This window comes from Pseudomonas sp. GW821-FHT11D10 (genome assembly GCF_058808435.1).
Genome location: NZ_JBXARR010000004.1, coordinates 276,987 through 296,007 on the forward strand (window position 1 = coordinate 276,987; position 19,021 = coordinate 296,007).

The 19,021-nt window shown below is 59.8% G+C and carries 11 protein-coding genes; 5 read left to right on the forward strand and 6 right to left on the reverse strand.

Annotation, left to right across the window (positions count from 1 at the left end):
• Positions 1-48: 48 nt before the first annotated feature.
• Positions 49-3,303, reverse strand: coding sequence for an Ig-like domain-containing protein (locus tag AC1RT4_RS14965; RefSeq protein ID WP_493085963.1), 3,255 nt, complete (start codon positions 3,301-3,303; stop codon positions 49-51).
• Positions 3,304-3,781: 478 nt separating this feature from the next.
• Here AC1RT4_RS14965 and AC1RT4_RS14970 point away from each other — a divergent pair, with 478 nt between their 5' ends.
• Positions 3,782-4,186 (forward strand): DUF6124 family protein, encoded by a 405-nt coding sequence (locus AC1RT4_RS14970; protein ID WP_493085965.1) that lies wholly within the window; start codon positions 3,782-3,784, stop codon positions 4,184-4,186.
• Positions 4,187-4,229: 43 nt separating this feature from the next.
• On the opposite strand, the gene AC1RT4_RS14975 is transcribed toward AC1RT4_RS14970, so the two are convergent.
• Positions 4,230-4,589 carry a PilZ domain-containing protein gene (locus AC1RT4_RS14975; RefSeq protein WP_007951248.1) on the reverse strand — a complete coding sequence of 120 codons (360 nt, stop codon included), beginning with the start codon at positions 4,587-4,589 and terminating at the stop codon, positions 4,230-4,232.
• A 217-nt stretch (positions 4,590-4,806) separates the two neighbouring features.
• Entirely contained in the window at positions 4,807-5,193 is a 387-nt protein-coding gene (locus AC1RT4_RS14980) for a tetratricopeptide repeat protein (protein ID WP_493085968.1), read from the reverse strand.
• 174 nt (positions 5,194-5,367) lie between these two features.
• Here AC1RT4_RS14980 and pyk point away from each other — a divergent pair, with 174 nt between their 5' ends.
• On the forward strand, positions 5,368-6,819 hold the full coding sequence (gene pyk, locus AC1RT4_RS14985; RefSeq protein WP_007951250.1) for a pyruvate kinase: 1,452 nt from the start codon (positions 5,368-5,370) through the stop codon (positions 6,817-6,819).
• Positions 6,820-6,885: 66 nt separating this feature from the next.
• On the opposite strand, the gene AC1RT4_RS14990 is transcribed toward pyk, so the two are convergent.
• The 3 genes from AC1RT4_RS14990 to AC1RT4_RS15000 are packed head-to-tail and all read right to left on the reverse strand — an operon-like array spanning position 6,886 to position 9,699.
• Positions 6,886-7,635, reverse strand: a complete 750-nt coding sequence (locus AC1RT4_RS14990) for an enoyl-CoA hydratase-related protein (protein WP_493085970.1) — start codon at positions 7,633-7,635, stop codon at positions 6,886-6,888.
• A 29-nt stretch (positions 7,636-7,664) separates the two neighbouring features.
• Complete coding sequence (locus tag AC1RT4_RS14995; protein ID WP_493085973.1) at positions 7,665-8,600, reverse strand: iron-sulfur-binding ferredoxin reductase; 936 nt, start codon at positions 8,598-8,600, stop codon at positions 7,665-7,667.
• Positions 8,593-9,699: a GGDEF domain-containing protein gene (locus AC1RT4_RS15000; RefSeq protein WP_493085977.1), complete on the reverse strand. Its 1,107-nt coding sequence runs from the start codon at positions 9,697-9,699 to the stop codon at positions 8,593-8,595. Before AC1RT4_RS15000 ends, AC1RT4_RS14995 begins: the two co-directional genes overlap by 8 nt.
• A 311-nt stretch (positions 9,700-10,010) precedes the next feature.
• On the opposite strand from AC1RT4_RS15000, the gene AC1RT4_RS15005 reads away from it, so the two are divergent.
• The 3 genes from AC1RT4_RS15005 to AC1RT4_RS15015 all read left to right on the forward strand — a co-directional run bounded on the left by AC1RT4_RS15005 (position 10,011) and on the right by AC1RT4_RS15015 (position 18,931).
• Positions 10,011-11,534, forward strand: a complete 1,524-nt coding sequence (locus AC1RT4_RS15005) for a fumarate hydratase (protein WP_493085979.1) — start codon at positions 10,011-10,013, stop codon at positions 11,532-11,534.
• A 153-nt stretch (positions 11,535-11,687) separates the two neighbouring features.
• Complete coding sequence (locus tag AC1RT4_RS15010; protein WP_493085981.1) at positions 11,688-16,157, forward strand: SpvB/TcaC N-terminal domain-containing protein; 4,470 nt, start codon at positions 11,688-11,690, stop codon at positions 16,155-16,157.
• Entirely contained in the window at positions 16,154-18,931 is a 2,778-nt protein-coding gene (locus AC1RT4_RS15015) for an RHS repeat-associated core domain-containing protein (protein ID WP_493085983.1), read from the forward strand. Before AC1RT4_RS15010 ends, AC1RT4_RS15015 begins: the two co-directional genes overlap by 4 nt.
• Positions 18,932-19,021 lie beyond the last annotated feature (90 nt).

The window sequence follows — 19,021 nt, forward strand, 5'->3', positions numbered from 1 at the left end:
GGCGGCGTCTACTGTCAGAACTGACAGTAGACGCGACCATTGGTCGGATTAAGCCAGGCCTGGCGGTTCGTCAGACGGCGCGACTTCGAATCGCTTGCTGTCCGCTGGCATGGAATGTTTTCCACCCACGACCTGCACGGCACGAGCCCATCGCGGGCCAGCAGGCAGATTTCGCTCCGATGTACCGGTCCAATGTCCGTTGCTGGTATCAATATCCTTGGCATGTTTATCCTCGGAGTCGTACCAGGCGACCACTTCAACCTTCGGACCCGCCAGAGCACCGCCTGCGAATCTGGGCGTTGCTCCCTCCCAACTGCCCTCCGGCGGTTCGTTGAATGTGGGTGAGGGCGCAAGGCGCTGCAGGGGTCTTGCCTCGGACCAACCCGAGTGGAACTCACCCTTGCGCTGCTCGGTGACGAGTGAAAGGTCGGTGCCGGTCCCTGGGATTTCGATCCAGCAAAACCATGTCCCGTCCTCATGGACCTTTGCCCGCCCCAGCTCCGTACTACCCGGCAAAGCAACCACGACGTCATCTTCCGGATATCCGAACCCGCTGATCACCGCAGTACGTCCGACAGCCTCACCAATACCTGGCGTTTCGATGTGTGCCATGTCAGGAACGATCGTGATCTGCACATCCTCGCTAAGTGGCGACTCCTGATCCTTGAAGTACTGCCTGGCGTTCAGTACGCATGGTCCCACTGGCCGTGTGAAATGCTGTTTGAAATACCCATCGCCAAAATGCGGATAAACACGATGGGCAACACCGTCTAGGTATACGTCGACCTCGGTCCGGTCGAAATCTTTCCCTGCTCTGGCATAGCCTTCTACCGTGAATGTCCGGGGGACTGATGTTCTTGTTGTTGGAGAGTTGATCCTTGGCGCATACAAAACCACTTTGAAAGCGACCGAATTGCTGGGCAGCGATTTCAAGTCACCCAGCTCCTGGATGGCGAAAACGGTGTGGGTCACGTAGTCGAGCTCATTGAGCTGTACCGACCAGTCATTCCCTGTTGCGAGCGTCTCTCCCAACCGGTCGAGGGTCACGAAATCGAAAACGATGATCGTGAAACCGTCGATCCCGCCGGTGCCGTGCACTACCGGCAAATGATCCGTTTCCCCTCCGGGTGGCGGGGTAATCACCAGTACGCTCACCACTATGTCGAAGGACATGGATACCGGATTAGAGGGTTGCCCACCGAAAGTTTGCGTGACCGTGACCGTGTGCCTGCCGGGGCGAAACGCCGTGGGGCGCGGGAAGTCCCATTGCCCGTTCTTGTCCGTATCCGTAACCGGATAGGGGGTAGTATCGTCGCTGAACTTGATCGTCAGCACCGCTCCCGGCCAGCATTGGCCAGCAACCGTTGCAAACAAGCCGTTCGGGGTCACTTTTTCGATAACGGCAGGGGGGGCGGAGATGACCACCGAAACAGGCGGCTGAACCAATTCCGATTGCAGCCTTATAAACCTCAAAATGGCCGTTACCTGATACGTCCCAGGAGCCCAACGTGCGGTTGCCGTGCTGGTCCAGGTCGAATCTGCGCTTACTGCAACAATCGGCACGGCCGCAGAATTGGCGCTGTTCAACCGGACCTCGACTCTGGAGGCCGGTTGATTGGGCCAGTTCCTGCCCGTACCGGAGAACGTGGGAATGCCATCCGAGGTGACACTGACACGCAATGTCGGCGGGGGAACAGGCACAGCGACCGTGGTATTCTCCGGCGTGTATTCCGAATAGATCGGCAGCCCTTGAGCGTCGGGCACACTTTGTCGGCCAACGATCGGCGAAGTACCCGGCAACCAATCGGCAAAGAGCAGCGTCCAGGGAGATGTTGTCACGGGGAAGGAGTGAAAAGGCGTCCCGTTGTTCTCGACGTAGAGATAGAACGTCGCGCCGATGTGTCCGACACCTCCGAGGGTCACCTTACCCTGGGCATCGACCTGTACCGTCAGTTTGGTCGGTTGTGGGGGTCTTAGTCTGAACGGGCGATACGGACTTCGATCAGAAGGAATACCGTTGAGTATCTGCTCGCAAGCGAGGCGGACTTCCCCTGGCGGGATGTCGCTCGGGAGAGTGACAGAAGCGCTCCAGCTATCGCCTTGCGCTCGAGTGTTACCAACCACCCTGTCCTCAATATCAAGCATGACCTTGATATCGGCTCCCGCTGCACCACCGGTCCCGCTGACATCAAATGTACGGTTCACGATTGTATTGGCGGGAGGAGCGGTGATGAGCAGGGTGTCGGGTTTGAGATTTACTCTGACGAGCACCGTGTTGGACCATTTTCTGTCCTGCGATGAGGTGACCTGTTCGGCATGAAAAATGAACTCGCCGCTCGGCAAGGATTTGGTCAGCTTAACGCTCCAGCTCGTACCCTGAACGGTGCCCGTCCCATAGATCCCGCCAGTACCTCCTTGCCTCCAGATATTAATTGTTGCGCCGTTGTGGCCTTTGCCAGTCAGCGTTGGCGTGGGAACGGTGATGACATCACCTGCTCTCGGGGACTCGATGGTAACGTCTGCCACGCGGTATACGATCGTGACGACATTGGACTTATCGGACGTCCTTTCACGAATGCTTTGTCTTGCATAGACGGTCAACGTATTCGATGCCGGCATGGAGATACGTGCGCTCCAGTTTTCACTGGTCTGCACAGGCGCTGTGCCTATGACCTGATCACTGCTGTCATAGACACTTACCGTGGCTCCCTCCACTCCGCCCGGCCCCGTCAAATCGAATTCACGCACCTCCGTTTCAGTTCTATAAGTGATGCGAGGAGCAGGGGGCTTGTAGGTGAACGTGTGATACCCCAGAAGAGTGAAATCCTGTTGGGAAGTGTCATACCTCCAATACCATGTAGTGGGAACTTCGTCGTTATTGACCAGAACGGTTCCGGAATACGAGTGATCATGCCAATCACCATCTTGTTCGCCGATTTCATCCCACTTCGGATTCCAATCAGTTGCTCCACGCGCATGGATTGAAAGATTGCCGTCATATCGGTCGTTGTCATAGGCACAGTAACGATGTGTTTGACACGTGAGCGTTCGCCCGTCACGACTCCAGATTCCTGAGATATCAATCTCGGCCCAATACGGAAAACTAGCGTGTGTAGCCTTGATGATGAGTCGCTCTTCCACCAGTGGTGCAAGATCGTTCAATGAGCCCGACGTTGGCAAGTTGTCCGAATTCTGGCTGCCGTTTTCACCAATGACTTCCTCATGATTGTTTATCCAGCGGTCCTTCATCGCCGACAGTGACTTTGTCAGACTGGTCAACCAACGAATCAGTTTAGAAAACATCATGGGTCTCCATGACTCCGCACATTCAACGGAGGCGATATGGGCTCGTTTGCCCATTCAAGTCGAACCACGCCGCCTTTCGCACCTGACAGATCTGACAGTCCCGACAAACGGTAACTCTTCCCACAGCCCGGTCCGGCAGCGTCCTGCAAGTCGTAACAGCGGGCTACGACGCCTTGTGCCATTGCCTACAAATCCATCAGAATCCGCCGGCTTGTGCGCCTTGGCGTTGGCCCGTAACTTGATCCGTGTCGCTGCCAATCAGCGGCCGGGTTTAGTCGCCCGGGAGCAAAGTGCATTGCGTATAAGCGTCATCCAGTCGGGTATTCCCTATCCCCGCACTCGATGGTGGCTGTTCGCAGGGCGCCCTAGGGCGCGCCGGTTTATGCACTCCCGGTCGACTAACCTGCTTACAGCCGCCACCCTTCTCGTTTAGTCGCGAGCCTGGTGGTGGCCCCAACGAGAAGAGTGCTAATACATGAAAAAGCCAACACCAAATCCCCCTTCGGACACCGATCCAAAGGACCCGACCGATCAACCCGACCCGGTTTCCCCCTACGCTTCAGTCGATTCAAAGAAACTCCACGACGCGGCCCATCGAGCCCTCGACTTCTACCTCAACCCCAAAGCTGAAAAATCACGCAACTCCGTGGATCGCGGCATGCAGATGTTCAAGGTCGACCCGGACATCAACCCCGAAGCAATCGCCATCCAGACCTACGAAACCTTTTCTTCGGTGAGCATCCTGCTGCTGGATCTGGCCGACAGCCTGGACGACAAGCCGCGGCATCTGGCGATGGCGATCTATCAGTTAAGCGAGATGGGATTGTTACTGGCAGAGAGGACGCTGGATAACGAGCGGGCGATTGCGATAAACGAGTAAAAAAAGGGCCACAACCTTCGGCAGGTTGTGGCCCTTTTTGTTTTCAGGCCGAGGCAGGCAACGGCTGAAAACTGAAGTACTGCTTCAACGCCTCGACCAGTTGCCCATATTCGGGCGGCGTCCGGTACAGGCTGAAGCCGGCGTCGTAGTGTCGGGGAGTCGCGTCTTCGTGGCACCACAGGCAGCACGCGGTCAGGTCGATGACCTGTTGGCAGCCTTCGCCCAAGGGGATTTTCAGGCGCAGGTTGAATTCGGCACCGATCATCATCGGCAACTGGCTGATCAGCATCAGCCCGTCTTCGGAGACGTTGCCCAGAAAGCCAATGGGTTTGTCGGTGACGCTGTTGAACACTCGCAGAAAATACGGCAACTGGTGCCGTTCGATTCGACGGTCGGTAAACATGAGCGTATCGCCATGCATGGCCCGGTAAACGGGCCGCACTGTGCTTCGGAACGAACCTGCCCGACAGGTCCGCTCTCCCCGCTTCCGGTGTGGCGCTCGCCACGTACTGCTCATGCCAGTCGCAGGTGTTGCGCCGGTACAGAATTCGATCTGCACCGGTGTCATTCGACTATAGCTCACCCTATACAAGCAGCCAGCTTTTGTATGACAACTGCCATCAGAAACGAGTTGGACGTACCACGGCGGCAGCGCTGCGAGTCGGGTAGTGACCCAGGCTCTGCAGGGTTTCCAGACGCGCGCGGGCGCGATAGGCGTATTCGCTGTCGGGGTACGAGGCGATGATGAACTGATAGGTCTGCGCCGCATCGACAAACATTTTTTGTCGTTCCAGGCACTGGCCGCGCATCATCGACACTTCCGGCCACACATAAGGGCGGGCGCGGCTGGCGCGTTCGACCTTGGACAGTTCGAGCATCACTTGCTCGCAGTTGCCCCGGTCGTAGGCGCTGTAGGCGTTGTTCAAATGATGGTTCATCGACCAACGGGTGCAGCCCGTGACGGCGAGGACGCTGAGGGCAAGGGCGGCAATGGGCAAGAATCGCATGGGGGGTTCTCCTGTCTTGTGCTCTGTATCGACCCCTGGTCGGAAATCTTCAGGCGCGTTTGTCCCAAAGTTGCCGCGTTCAATAAAGAAACTATTAAGTAGTGCAAACGAACAATGACTACACCCTTCGAGCATAGTAGCCTTCGCTGGCGCTTGAACCTGAGGAGTCTTTGCATGTCCGTCCGTCGTACCAAAATCGTCGCTACCCTTGGCCCGGCCAGTAACTCGCCGGAAGTTCTCGAACAGCTGATTCTGGCTGGCCTGGACGTCGCCCGTCTGAACTTCTCCCACGGCACCCCCGACGAGCACAAGGCTCGCGCGAAGCTGGTGCGTGACCTCGCTGCCAAGCACGGCCGCTTTGTCGCCCTGCTGGGTGACCTGCAAGGCCCGAAAATCCGTATCGCCAAATTCGCCAACAAGCGCATCGAGCTGAAGATCGGTGACCAGTTCACCTTCTCCACCAGCCATCCGCTGACCGAAGGCAACCAGCAAGTGGTCGGCATCGACTACCCGGACCTGGTCAAGGACTGCGGTGTGGGCGACGAGCTGCTGCTCGACGACGGCCGCGTGGTCATGCGCGTTGAAACCGCCACCGCGACCGAGCTGAACTGCGTCGTGACCATCGGCGGCCCGCTGTCCGACCACAAAGGCATCAACCGTCGCGGTGGCGGCCTGACCGCTCCGGCCCTGACTGAAAAAGACAAGGCCGACATCAAGCTCGCCGCTGAAATGGAAGTCGACTACCTCGCGGTGTCCTTCCCGCGTGACGCCGCCGACATGAACTACGCCCGTCAACTGCGCGACGAAGCCGGCGGCACCGCCTGGCTGGTGGCGAAGATCGAACGCGCCGAAGCCGTGGCCGACGACGAAACCCTCGACGGCCTGATCAAGGCTTCCGACGCTGTGATGGTTGCCCGTGGCGACCTGGGTGTGGAAATCGGCGACGCCGAACTGGTGGGCATCCAGAAGAAAATCATTCTGCACGCACGCCGCCACAACAAGGCGGTGATCGTGGCGACCCAGATGATGGAGTCGATGATCCAGAACCCGATGCCGACCCGCGCCGAAGTGTCCGACGTGGCCAACGCCGTGCTCGACTACACCGACGCCGTGATGCTGTCTGCCGAATCCGCTGCCGGCGCTTATCCGCTGGAAGCCGTGCAGGCCATGGCGCGCATCTGCGTCGGCGCTGAAAAGCACCCGACCAGCAAGACTTCCAGCCACCGCATCGGCAAGGAATTCGAGCGCTGCGACGAAAGTATTGCGCTGGCGACCATGTACACCGCCAACCACTTCCCGGGCGTCAAGGCGATCATCGCGCTGACCGAAAGCGGCTACACCCCGCTGATCATGTCGCGTATCCGTTCGTCGGTGCCGATCTACTGCTTCACCCCGCACCGCGAAGCCCAGGCCCGCGCGGCAATGTTCCGTGGCGTGTACACCGTACCGTTCGACCCGGCTTCGCTGGCACCGAACGAAGTCAGCCAGAAAGCCATCGACGAGCTGGTCAAGCGTGGCGTAGTGGAGAAAGGCGACTGGGTCATCCTGACCAAGGGCGACAGCTACCACACCACCGGCGGCACCAACGGCATGAAGATCCTGCACGTGGGCGACCCGCAGGTCTGAGTGACCGGTTGCTGAAAACGAAAAGCCCTGCCATGTGAATGGCGGGGCTTTTTCATTTCAGGACTTTCAATGCCGTTTGATGAACCCGGTCAACGCCGCCAACGCCTCCGGCGAGCGCAACCGCTGGGTGAACAGCGCGCCCTCCTCTTCGATCACCTTGCGAATCAATTCGCGATCCGGCGCCCGCATCAACTGCTTGCTGATGCGCACCGCCTCGGCCGGCAACTCGTCAAACCGCAGCGCCATCTCCCGCGCCTTGGCCAGTGCCGCTTCGCCACTGCTCAGCGCCTCGGTAGCAATCCCCCATTGCGCCGCCTGCTCACCGGTAAAACCTTCACCCAACAGTAACAACTCCGACGCTTTGGCCTGCCCGAGCAATCGCGGCAGGATCAGGCTGGAACCGAACTCCGGGCACAACCCGAGATTGACGAACGGCATGCGCAACCGCGCATCCCGCGCCACGTACACCAGATCGCAATGCAGCAACAGCGTCGTGCCAATCCCCACCGCCGCGCCGGCCACGGCGGCGATCACCGGTTTGCGGCACTCCAGCAGATTGAGCATGAAGTGAAACACCGGGCTGTCGAGGTCGCTCGGTGGTTGCTGGATGAAGTCGGCGATGTCGTTACCGGCGGTGAAGCACTCGGCGCTGCCGGTGATCAGCACGGCGTTGATCTCGGGGTCGTGATTCGCCTGCTTGAGCGCCTCGGCCAACTGGCTGTACATGGCGCGGGTCAGGGCGTTTTTCTTGTCCGGGCGGTTGAGGCGCAGGGTCAGCAAACCGCGTTCGCGGTGCAGCAGGATGGCTTCGGGCATGGTGTGTCTCGCGTCTGAGAATTCAGCGCTCAACCACGGCTCAGGAAGACATCGGCCAGCAGTTGATTGCGCGGCAGTCCGGCCAGGAACAGACGCTTGGCAAACGCGTCGACGCTGGCAGTCGAGCCGCAGACTAAGGCCAGGGTTTGTCGGGAGACAAGGCGCAGTTGCGCCAAAGCGCCCGGCAACTCGGCCGCCGTCCAACATTCGACGCTGAGGTTTTCCCGCTGCGCGGCCAGTGCTTCAAGGGGTTTGGCCAGGTAATGCCCGTCGGCATCATGGGCCAGATGAATGACGCGGATGGCGCCTCGATGATCGTGACGCAAGGCTTCGCGCAACACGCCGAACAACGGGCCGAGCCCGGTGCCGGCGGCCAGCAGCCACAGCGGACGGTCATGCCAGTCCGGGTCGTAATGCAACGCACCGCCGCGCAGTTCGCCGAGGCGGATCGGGTCGCCGATCTGCAAGCGGCGCGCAGCATCGCTGAATTCGCCGGGCTGGCGGCAATCGAGGTGGAACTCAAGAAAGCGGTCTTCTTCCGGCAGGCTCGCCAGCGAATACGGCCGCGCAATGTGGCCGGCCCACAGCACCAGATGCTGACCGGCGCTGTAGCGCAACGGCCGCTGAGGTGTCAGGCGCAGTCGCAACACGCTGTCGCCGAGCCAGTCCAGCGCTTCGACCGTGGCCGGGCGCCCATCGGTGACGGGGTCGAAGGCGTGTACCTGCAAGTCTTCGATCACCTGACACTGGCAGGCCAGCCGCCAACCCTGATCACGCTGCTCGGCGCTCAGGGCATCGGGGCGACTGTCAGCGGGCAAACCCTGCACGCATTGCACCAGACACGCATGGCAACTGCCGGCGCGGCAGCTATAAGGCACCGCCACACCGTTCTGATTGAGGGCATCGAGCAGGTTGCTGCCCGCCGCCACCGACCACTGTCGTTCACCGACCCGCAGTTCAGGCATCGACGTTCTCCCACGCCGCCGCGCAACGGTTGCGCCCGTCGCGTTTGGCCCGGTACAGCGCCTGATCGGCACGCTGCAAGGCATCGTCCAGATCATCGCCCAGTTCCAGCAGGGTCATGCCGGCGGACAGGCTCAGGTTTTTCACGTTCAGGCCCACCAGTTCAACATCGGTGAAGGCGATGCGCAGGCGTTCACAACAGGCGGTCAGGCGCTCGGCGTTGCAATCGGGCAGCAGCACCACGAATTCTTCACCACCATAACGCGCCAGCACATCGCCGTCGCGCAGACAGGCCCCGGCGACGCCGGCGAAGGCTTGCAGCACCTGATCGCCGGCGGCGTGGCCGTGAATATCATTGATGCGTTTGAAGTGGTCGAGGTCGATCAGCGCCAGACCATGCACCACGTCGGCCTCCATCGCATTCAGCTCGCGGGTGGCCAGCCGCAGGAAGTGCCGGCGGTTGAACAGCCCGGTCAGTTCGTCGGTGGCCACCAGGTCTTCGAGCTGGCGCATCATCCCGCGCAGGGTGTCCTGATGCGCCTGCAAGGCGAACCGGCGCTGGCGCATGCGTTGGCGCGAGGTCTGGACGAAGCGGGCGTAAATCACCAGCCATACCAGCACGATCAGCAGGATGCACACCTGCAACGCGGCCAGCGCCGGGTCGGGTAACTGGAAGTGATAGCCGTCCCACAAGGTGATGGCGCAGAAACTGAAGAACACCAGCATCGCGCAGCGCACGAACGCCCGGCGCGAAAGATGGAACAGACCGAACAGCAGGATCAGCACATAAAAGACCAGGAACTCGCCCCTGGCTTCGTCCAGATGCGCGATCAACCACGTCTGCCAGCCAAGGCCGAGCAGCACCTGGACTTCGGTCAGGCTCGGGTCGGAGAAGCGCAGGTTGCAGCCGGAAAAGAAGATGGCGAACAGGGTCGCCTGGCTGATCACCACCAGCGCGCTGCCGACGGCGACGCCCGCCAGCGAGTCGTTGTAGTGTCCGGTGAAATACGCCAGCCACAGCAGCAGCAAGGCCAATCCATAGGTGGCTGCAGCGAGGGCGAAGCGTTTGAGCAAAAGACGTTGAATGGCGTTATGGGTCAATCGTTGACTCACCGTGCGATAAGAGGCTGACCGAGTGTCCTACTCTACAGACCGGTTGCCACTTTAGTGGCCCAGTCGATAAATGACCATTGATTTTCGGGCCGGGTATTTGGCGTCAAAAACCTGCAGCCATGCGACCAACGAATGACTCCCGGCAGATGTGCCCGCCACCGAGGCGCGGTATACTGCCGCGCCTTTTTAGCGTCGCGCCAGCAGCCCCGGCGTGCCTTGAAAGGTGTCTGCGACCGACCGATGCACCCAAGCCGCAGGCACCTTATTGAATGTTCCCGTCTTTTAGAGGAGCGCGACTCATGACCGTGATCAAGCAAGACGACCTGATTCAGAGCGTTGCCGACGCCCTGCAGTTCATTTCCTACTACCACCCCGTGGACTTCATCCAGGCGATGCACGAAGCCTACCTGCGCGAAGAATCGCCAGCGGCCCGTGACTCGATGGCGCAGATCCTGATCAACTCGCGCATGTGCGCCACCGGCCACCGGCCGATCTGCCAGGACACCGGCATCGTGACCGTGTTCGTGCGTGTGGGCATGGACGTGCGTTGGGATGGCGCGACCATGAGCCTGGACGACATGATCAACGAAGGCGTGCGCCGCGCCTACAACCTGCCGGAAAACGTCCTGCGTGCCTCGATCCTGGCCGACCCGGCCGGTGCGCGTAAAAACACCAAGGACAACACCCCCGCGGTCATCCACTACTCCATCGTTCCGGGCAACACCGTGGAAGTGGACGTGGCGGCCAAGGGCGGCGGTTCCGAGAACAAGTCGAAAATGGCCATGCTCAACCCGTCCGACTCGATCGTCGACTGGGTGCTGAAGACCGTTCCGACCATGGGCGCCGGCTGGTGCCCGCCGGGCATGCTGGGCATCGGCATCGGCGGCACCGCCGAGAAAGCCGCTGTGATGGCCAAGGAAGTGTTGATGGAATCCATCGACATTCACGAGCTGAAAGCCCGCGGCCCGCAGAACCGCATCGAAGAAATGCGTCTGGAGCTGTTCGAGAAGGTCAACCAGCTGGGCATCGGCGCCCAGGGCCTCGGTGGCTTGACCACCGTGCTCGACGTGAAGATCATGGATTACCCTACTCACGCCGCCTCCTTGCCGGTGTGCATGATCCCGAACTGCGCCGCCACCCGTCACGCCCACTTCGTATTGGATGGCTCCGGCCCGGCGACCCTGGAGGCGCCACCGCTGGACGCCTATCCGGAAATCGTCTGGGAAGCCGGCCCGTCGGCCCGCCGCGTCAACCTCGACACCCTGACCCCGGAAGACGTGCAGAGCTGGAAGCCGGGCGAAACCGTTCTGCTCAACGGCAAGATGCTTACCGGTCGCGACGCCGCGCACAAGCGCATGGTCGAGATGCTGAACAAGGGCGAAACCCTGCCGGTGGACCTCAAGGGTCGCTTCATCTACTACGTCGGCCCGGTTGATCCGGTCGGTGACGAAGTGGTTGGCCCGGCTGGCCCGACCACCGCCACGCGGATGGACAAGTTCACCCGTCAGATCCTTGAGCAGACCAGCCTGTTGGGCATGATCGGCAAGTCCGAGCGCGGCCCGACCGCCATCGACGCGATCAAGGACAACAAGGCTGTGTACCTGATGGCCGTCGGCGGTGCCGCTTACCTGGTGGCGCAAGCGATCAAGAAGTCCAAGGTTCTGGCGTTCGCCGAGCTGGGCATGGAAGCGATCTACGAGTTCGAGGTCAAGGACATGCCGGTCACCGTTGCGGTGGACAGCAAAGGTGAATCGGTACACATCACCGGTCCTGCGATCTGGCAGCAGAAGATCAGCGAAAGCCTGGCGGTTGAAGTGCAGTAAGCGCTTCATCTGCCTGTAAAAAAACCGGGCGGTCAGCGATGACCGCCCGGTTTTTTTTCGCCTGCCGTCAGTCGGCACCTGTCAGATCTGACAGGTGCCGCGCCCCATGTCCTCTGTTAGCGTGGAAACTCGGCGTTCAAAGGTGGCGTTGCCATGGACCTTGATGCAGATTCGCTCGTCATTCCGCCCTCCATTATCCCGACAGCGTCCATCGCTACGAAAGGTCGCAGTTGGGGGGAGATCGGTGCGACCGGACAGCGGTCCTACACCTTGCCGCTGCCAACACTGTCAGCCCCCGGCCGCACACTGTTTCCCGAGTGGCAGCTGGTTTATAACGGCAATACGGGCAACAGCAAGTTCGGACTTGGCTGGGATCTGCCGTATCCAGCCATCTCGCGCAAGACCAGCAAGGGAGTACCGCGCTACCTGCCCACCGACTACATGCTGGCAGACGGCGTCGAACTGCGGCCTGAAGTGACGACGCGCGGCAAGATCAAGGCAAAAAAACGTACGCGCGGAAAAGGCAGGAGCGCCAGAACCTATTCAGTGGTGCTCTATATTCCGCGTCTGGAAACGACCTTCACCCGCTACGAACTCTGGACCCCCACCGATGGCGGTCACCCGTTCTGGGTGGTCTTTGGCGCCGATGGCACTCGGTATTGCTATGGCAATACCCTGGATTCCTGCATCCATGACCCGGCAGACCCGAAACATGTCGCTATGTGGTTGGTGAGGGAAGTCAGGAACACCGTGGGCGAAAACATCCTTTACCAGTACAAGGCCGACGACAAAGTCGCTGACGCCCGTTTTGACTACAGCGCCCAACGCTATCTGCGCCAGATCTGTTATTGCAACAAGACCGCCAGTGCCGATCTGTACTGTCTTGATCACGCGCAACCGGAGTTACTGAACTGGCTGTTCCGACTGATCATTGATTACGGCGAACGCGAATGCGGGCATGACGATGTTCCACCGTACGCCGCCGACGAAACCGCCTGGAAGGTTCGTTCCGACCCCTTTCGCATGCATCGCGACGGCTTTGAAGTCGGCACTCGGCGCCTGTGCCAACAGTTCCTGCTGTTCAACGCCATCGGCCCTGCTCCGGTGCTGGTCAATCGCCTGTTGCTGGAACATGAACCGACATCGCATCGATACAACCACCTGAAAGCCGCCCACTACATGAGTTACGACGCGCAGGAGCATATCAAACACGTTACCCCGCTGGAGTACTTCTATGAACGGTTCAGGCCCAATCCATTCCCCCAGGCCTTTCTGGCCCTCGACCACATGCCTGGTCTCGACGACGGCCAGCCCTACCATTGTGTCGATCTTTTCGGTGAAGCCCTGCCCGGTTTTCTCTGCCGGTACGACGGTGCCTGGTATTACCGCGAACCTCTGCGCGGCACGCCCGGCACCGACGAAATCGTCTACGGCCCCTGGACCCTGCTGCCGCTGATTCCGAACATCGACAGCAGCAAGCCGGTGACCGTAATCCTGATTGACCTTACCGGTGATGGCCATCTGGACTGGGTCGTCGCCCAGCCCGGTGGCAGCGGGTATTACACGCTCAACCCGGACGGCACCTGGTCGTTGTTCAAACCGTTCAGCCAGTTTCCCGTGGAGTTTTTCCACCCATTGGCCCAGATGGGCGACTTGAGCGGCGCCGGTCTGGACGACCTCGCGCTGATCGGCCCGAACAGCGTACGGGTGTACGCCAATGCGCGGGAGAAAGGATTCGCGCCCGGCAAGGATGTACCGCATACCCCGGATCAATTGCCGCTGTTCAGCGCCGCCCGCCGCGAACTGGTGATGTTCGCCAACCTGCACGCCAGCGACCGCTCGGGACTGTGCAGGGTTCGCCACGACAAGATCGAAGCGTGGGCCAATCTGGGTCATGGCAGATTCGGCAAGGGTGTCGAGATCAGCGACCTGCCTTTCGAATACAAGCACTTCAATGCTGATCACATTCGTTTCGCCGATCTCGACGGTTCCGGCGCGCCTGCGTTGATCAAGCTCTGTTCCGATCACTTCGAGATCTACTGGAATTACGGTGGCAATGCCTTTGCGCAAGTACCGGAAATCGTCCGGTGGCCCAGAGGCATTCGCTACGACAACCTCTGCCAGGTGACCCTCGCCGACGTGCAAGGCATTGGCTGCGCCAGCCTGATAGTCACCAAACCCCACATGAAACCGCAGCACTGGGTGTATCACTTCGTCAATGCAAGGCCATACCTGCTCACTGGCTGCAACAACAACATGGGCTACAGTGCCACGTTGCAACATCGCAGCAGTGCGCAATTCTGGCTGGACGAAAAACGCCGGGAACTGATGGCTCGCAGGCATCCGGTCTGCCGGTTGCCATTTCCTCAGATGGTGCTCCACTGGCTGGAGCAACTCGATGAAATCACCGGCAACCGGTTGAAGCAGTCATTCGACTATCGCGAAGGTTACTACGACGGTTTCGAACGGGAATTCCGCGGTTTCGGCCGGGTCTGTCAGATCGACAGCGAACTGGAGCCGGGCAAGGCCGAAGACGGCCACACGGCGCCGATGCGGACGACCCACTGGTTTCATACCGGTAGAAGCATCGATCTCGTCCTGAAGGGTATTTGCGAACTCGACCCTGAAATCACACCGCTGGGCCCCACGGTCCTTTCAGCGTTCGATGCCAAACGCCGTAAAGAGCGCATTCGCATGCGGCGCAAGACCGACGATGATCGCGAAATCGCCTACGCCCTCGCCGGTCGCCTGCTGCGCACCGAAGTCTGTCAGGCAGACGACCCCGACCCTGTGCGCCTGTATTCCCTGAGCGAATCGCGCTACCTGGTTCGAGTGGTCAAGGAAAACCCGTCCAGCCTGCTGGTACTGGAACTGGAGAACCGCATCCAGCAATACGAGCGTTGCATGAACGACCCGAACTGTCAGCATGGGGTCAATCTGGCGTGGAACGAATACGGTCAGTTGACTCACGGTGTCGCGGTCGCCTGCGCACGCCGCCGCACCGACGCTGACGAACCGCCCTTCGATCAGGAAGATCAACGACGCGCCTGGCTCGACAGCCACGATGAGCAACAGCAGTACTTTTATCTGACGGAAACCCTTGCCGAACTCATTCACTTGACCACTGACGGCCACTGGCTGCTCGGTTTGCCCTGGCGCCAGCGCGGCAATGCGATGAGGCTCCCCAAAGGCGCACTGCCGGGCCGGTTGCGCGCGGCGGACATCAGTTTCGAAAACTTCGACCGGCATAAAGACAGCACCGAGTGGAAAGTCGCACGCGAACTGACCTCGCTTTCGCAACACACGTACAAGGAGGCTGCCGACAAGATTCTCTACCCGCCGCGCCAAGGACCGACAGAACAGGCTGTGTTCGACAAGACGGCACTGGCAGCCTACGACGGCGTCCCGATTGTCATTAAGAACGAGCTGAGAAAGATCGGCTATAAGCCGATGAATCTGTTTCTCCCCGAAGATTCGAAAGAGGACGAACTGGAAAACCTGTGGTCAGCCCTGAGCGGTTTTTTCACCTTCGCCGACGCTGCCGGTTTTTTTCACGTCACCCACGTGCAACAGACCGAAAGCCATGGCGTGACGCAAATCTGCTGGGATCCAGACCATCTGGTGACCATTGCCATCACCCTGCCGGACGGCTGCGTCACGACCGTGACATACGACTGGCACACCCTTCAGGCGTGCAATGTCAAGGATCCCAACGAGAACATTGAGGAAGTGCTGTACGACGCAGGCGGTCAGCCCATGGTGCTCAGTTTTCATGGCACCGAGCGCGGCGTGCCGGCCGGTTTCGCTCCCCTGTCCGTTTACCCGCCACAGACTGACCTGAGCGTCGAATACGCCCTTGCCAATCCGAAAAAAGTGCTGGTGTCCGCTGCCAGCGTGGTGCGCACCAACCTGGAAAGCTGGATGCCGGTGCTCCCGCTCAAAACCCTGCCCATCAAAAGAAAGGAGTGGATAGCCAAGGGTTTTATCCTGCCTGACGGCCACATTCGTGCCTCGGCGCTGCGCTGGCTGAACCAGCTGAAAAAACGCAGCACCAGCGAACAGACCCTGTTCAAGATCATCCACACGGCTGCCAGGCAACCAGTGCACAGCCTCAAGCTGGTGGGCGACCGCTACTACAACGACCCGCAGCAACAGATTCAGATGAAAATCAGCTACGTCGACGGCTTTGGCCGCGCGCTGCAAAGCAAACAGCTCGTCACGCCGGGCAATGCCCTTGTGGCCAACCCTGATGACGATCTCGCGACCGGTGCCGATGGCAATCCGATCGAACTCCCAGCCATTCAACGCTGGCGAGTGCAGAGTCGTGTGGAATACAACCACAAGGGCGAGACCATCCGGGTCTACCGCCCCTACTTCCTCAATACCCATCGCTGCATCAATGACAGCGCGATGCGCGAGCACGGCCATCACGACCAGATGTTCTACGACGCCTTGGGGCGACCGATCAAAATCATCAATGCACTCGGCCATCTGGCGTTCGACCTCCTGCACCCGTGGTTCAAATGCAGCTACGACTTCAATGACACCGACGACACACCGGCGAGAAAGCCTGCAAAACCCGCGAAACAGCCCGCCAAACCTGCGAAGAAGGTCAAGCCATGAACGCCGGCGTGCATTGGCGCACCCCGACGGTGGCCGTCAACGGACCGCGCGGCGAGGCCATCAGACAGGTCGACTACCTGCGCAGGGTGGCTGGAGAGGATGTGCAGGTACTCATTACCCGACAGCAATATGACGTTGCCGGCCGACTGGTTGCCCAGCGAGACCCGCGTCTGCCCACGCCCAATACCACAACGGTGCAAAGACTTGACGGCGTGGCGATCAGGACGATCAACGTTGACGGTGGCGAAAACACGGTGCTGCAGGGTGTCGGTGGCGAGCTTCTCCAGAATTGGGATGCTAACCGCAATCACCGCGAAATGACCTACGACCCGCAACTGCGTCTGCGGGTCGTCACGGAGAACGGTGCAGCAAACTACGAAACCTTCCGCTACCTCGACGCTTCGGCCGACCCGACGCACAATCTGCGCGGACAGATGACGGCGCTAAGCGATCCATCGGGCACGCTTGCCCTCGACAGCTTCGGCATGCACGGGCAGACGCTGGAAGAAACCCGCACCTTCACGGACGGTAAAACCTGCACCAGCCGTCTGGTCTTCAGCGCCGTCGGCGCACTGTTGCAAACCACTGACGCCGGCGGCCACATACAACAGTCGACCTATGACATCGCCGGGCAACTCGTCCAGGTGCAACTGCGGCTCAGCGGGCAAGCCTTCCAGCCGGTGTTGAAAGGTGCGGATTACAACGCCGCCGGCCAGATCACCGAACAACGGCTCGGCAATGGTGTGACCAGCCGCTGGCACTACCGGGAAGCCGACGGACGCCTGCTTCGGCAATATGCGCAAAAGGCTTCCGAGCCGGCGGTTCATGATCTCGAGTATGAATACGACTGGGTGGGCAACCCCCTCCGCATTGTCGACCACACCTACACACCGACGTTTTTCCGCAACCAGCGGGTCGACGGTGAACGCACCTTTGGCTATGACTCGGTGTACCGCCTGACTTGCGCCACCGGTTACAGCGACGTCCCGCCCAAGGACAACACGGGCCCGCCTCAGCCAACCGACCCACGGGACCGGCGCAACTATGTCGAGACCTTCGAATACGACGACGGCAACAACCTGAAAAAACTGACCCACGTACGCGACGGCAACACCTACACCCGCGAGATGTTCATCGACCCTGCCAGCAATCGCGGGGTGCGCTGGCAACAGGGGGACCCGGTGCCTGACTTCGGCGCCCTGTTCGACCCGACCGGCAATCTCAGGCACCTGCAGGCTGGCCAGCCGCTGGACTGGAACAGCCGCAACCAACTGCAATCGCTGACCCTCGTCGAACATGTCGGCGGGCCACCGGATCAGGAGTTTTACCAATACAGCCAGGGCACAAGGGTCTACAAACGTCACGAAACCCACACCCGCAAAGTCAGCCATGTCGATGAAGTGCATTACGCGGGGTCCCTGGAAATCCGCAGCAAAAGCTCGGGCGAAGAACTGCATCGGATCACCGTCGCAATCGGCGTCGGCGAAGTGTCCTGCCTGCACTGGGTGGCCGGCAAACCATCAGACATCGACGCTGATCAATTGCAGTACTCGCTGAGTGACCACCTGGGCTCAATCACAAAAACACTCGATGGGCGGGCGCTATTGATCAGTGCCGAGGGCTATTTTGCCTTTGGCGGCACCACCTGGATGGCCGCGCGTTCGCAGATCGACGCGGACTACAAGTTCATCCGCTATTCGGGCAAGGAAATGGATGTGACCGGGCTTTATTACTACGGAGCGCGGTATTACGCGCCGTGGTTGTGTCGCTGGGTGAGTGCCGATCCGGCCGGGGATGCGGACGGGCTGAACCGGTATGCGTTTGTCGGAAATAATCCGCTGCGATACGTCGACTCTGTCGGAGCATACAAATCGGAAAGCACAATCAGACATTATTCGGACTTCATTTCCGTCGTCTTCGGACACTCCGAACATTTGCTCCAGCAGCTTCACAACATCTCTCATCAGAAAAACATCAAAAGAAATTTGATGGCGAACCTCGCAGTCGAGACGGTCAAAGGTGTTGCTGGCTACGAAGCAGGCGTTTTCGGCGGAGGGCTTGTTGAGTCGGTGCTTCCAAGCCCCCTGTCCTTTATCCCCTACCTGACCACTGGCGGGCTGATTGGTGGAAACATCGGCGGTGACATCGTCGGAGCGATGATTGACCCGTTCACAAACGAAATCGCCTCCAGAACCGGGATCATGCTCGGCCCGCTGATCCCGCAAACGTCGAAAATGTCAGTCAGTGAAATCAATAAAGGGTTAGGGATCACGGATCCCGTGAGGCAAAACAGAACGTGGCGAGAGACCTCGGATGATCTGGCCCTTCAGATGCCTGAATTTCTCATGAACCGAGTGATGGCGTCGTGGATATCGATTATCCCCGCCGCTCTCGCCATGTTTGCTCGAGCAGTGGAAGCCGAAGACATAAAAAACGGGCTCGACCCGGTGAAGATTAGAAAGATCGAGACAATGCTCTCTGACTGGCAAGCGGCCGTCGAAAGTTATTCCGCCGCAGCAGAGGGAGCGTTTGCTGCATTAGAAACCGATGCTCTGGACCCAGACGGAATTGCTCCGATCAGCCGCTCAGACCTGCAGCAGCAAACCCACGAGACACTTGCCAACATCAGCCGAGCGAAAGCTTCTGTTGCCGCTTACAGGGAGTCGCGGTCCACCGATAACCTGTTTTTACAGCGCCAGCTGCGTCATACCCCGGAAAAACACTCCAGGCTTTACAACTGGTGGACCAAATCTGTCGGCCCGCACGCTCCCTGACTATTGAGATCAGTTGAGATCCGCCAGTCCGTCTCCGACGACTCCATACAAAGACTCGTCATACCTTGGGTGCCTGCCTAAAAAGCCGTC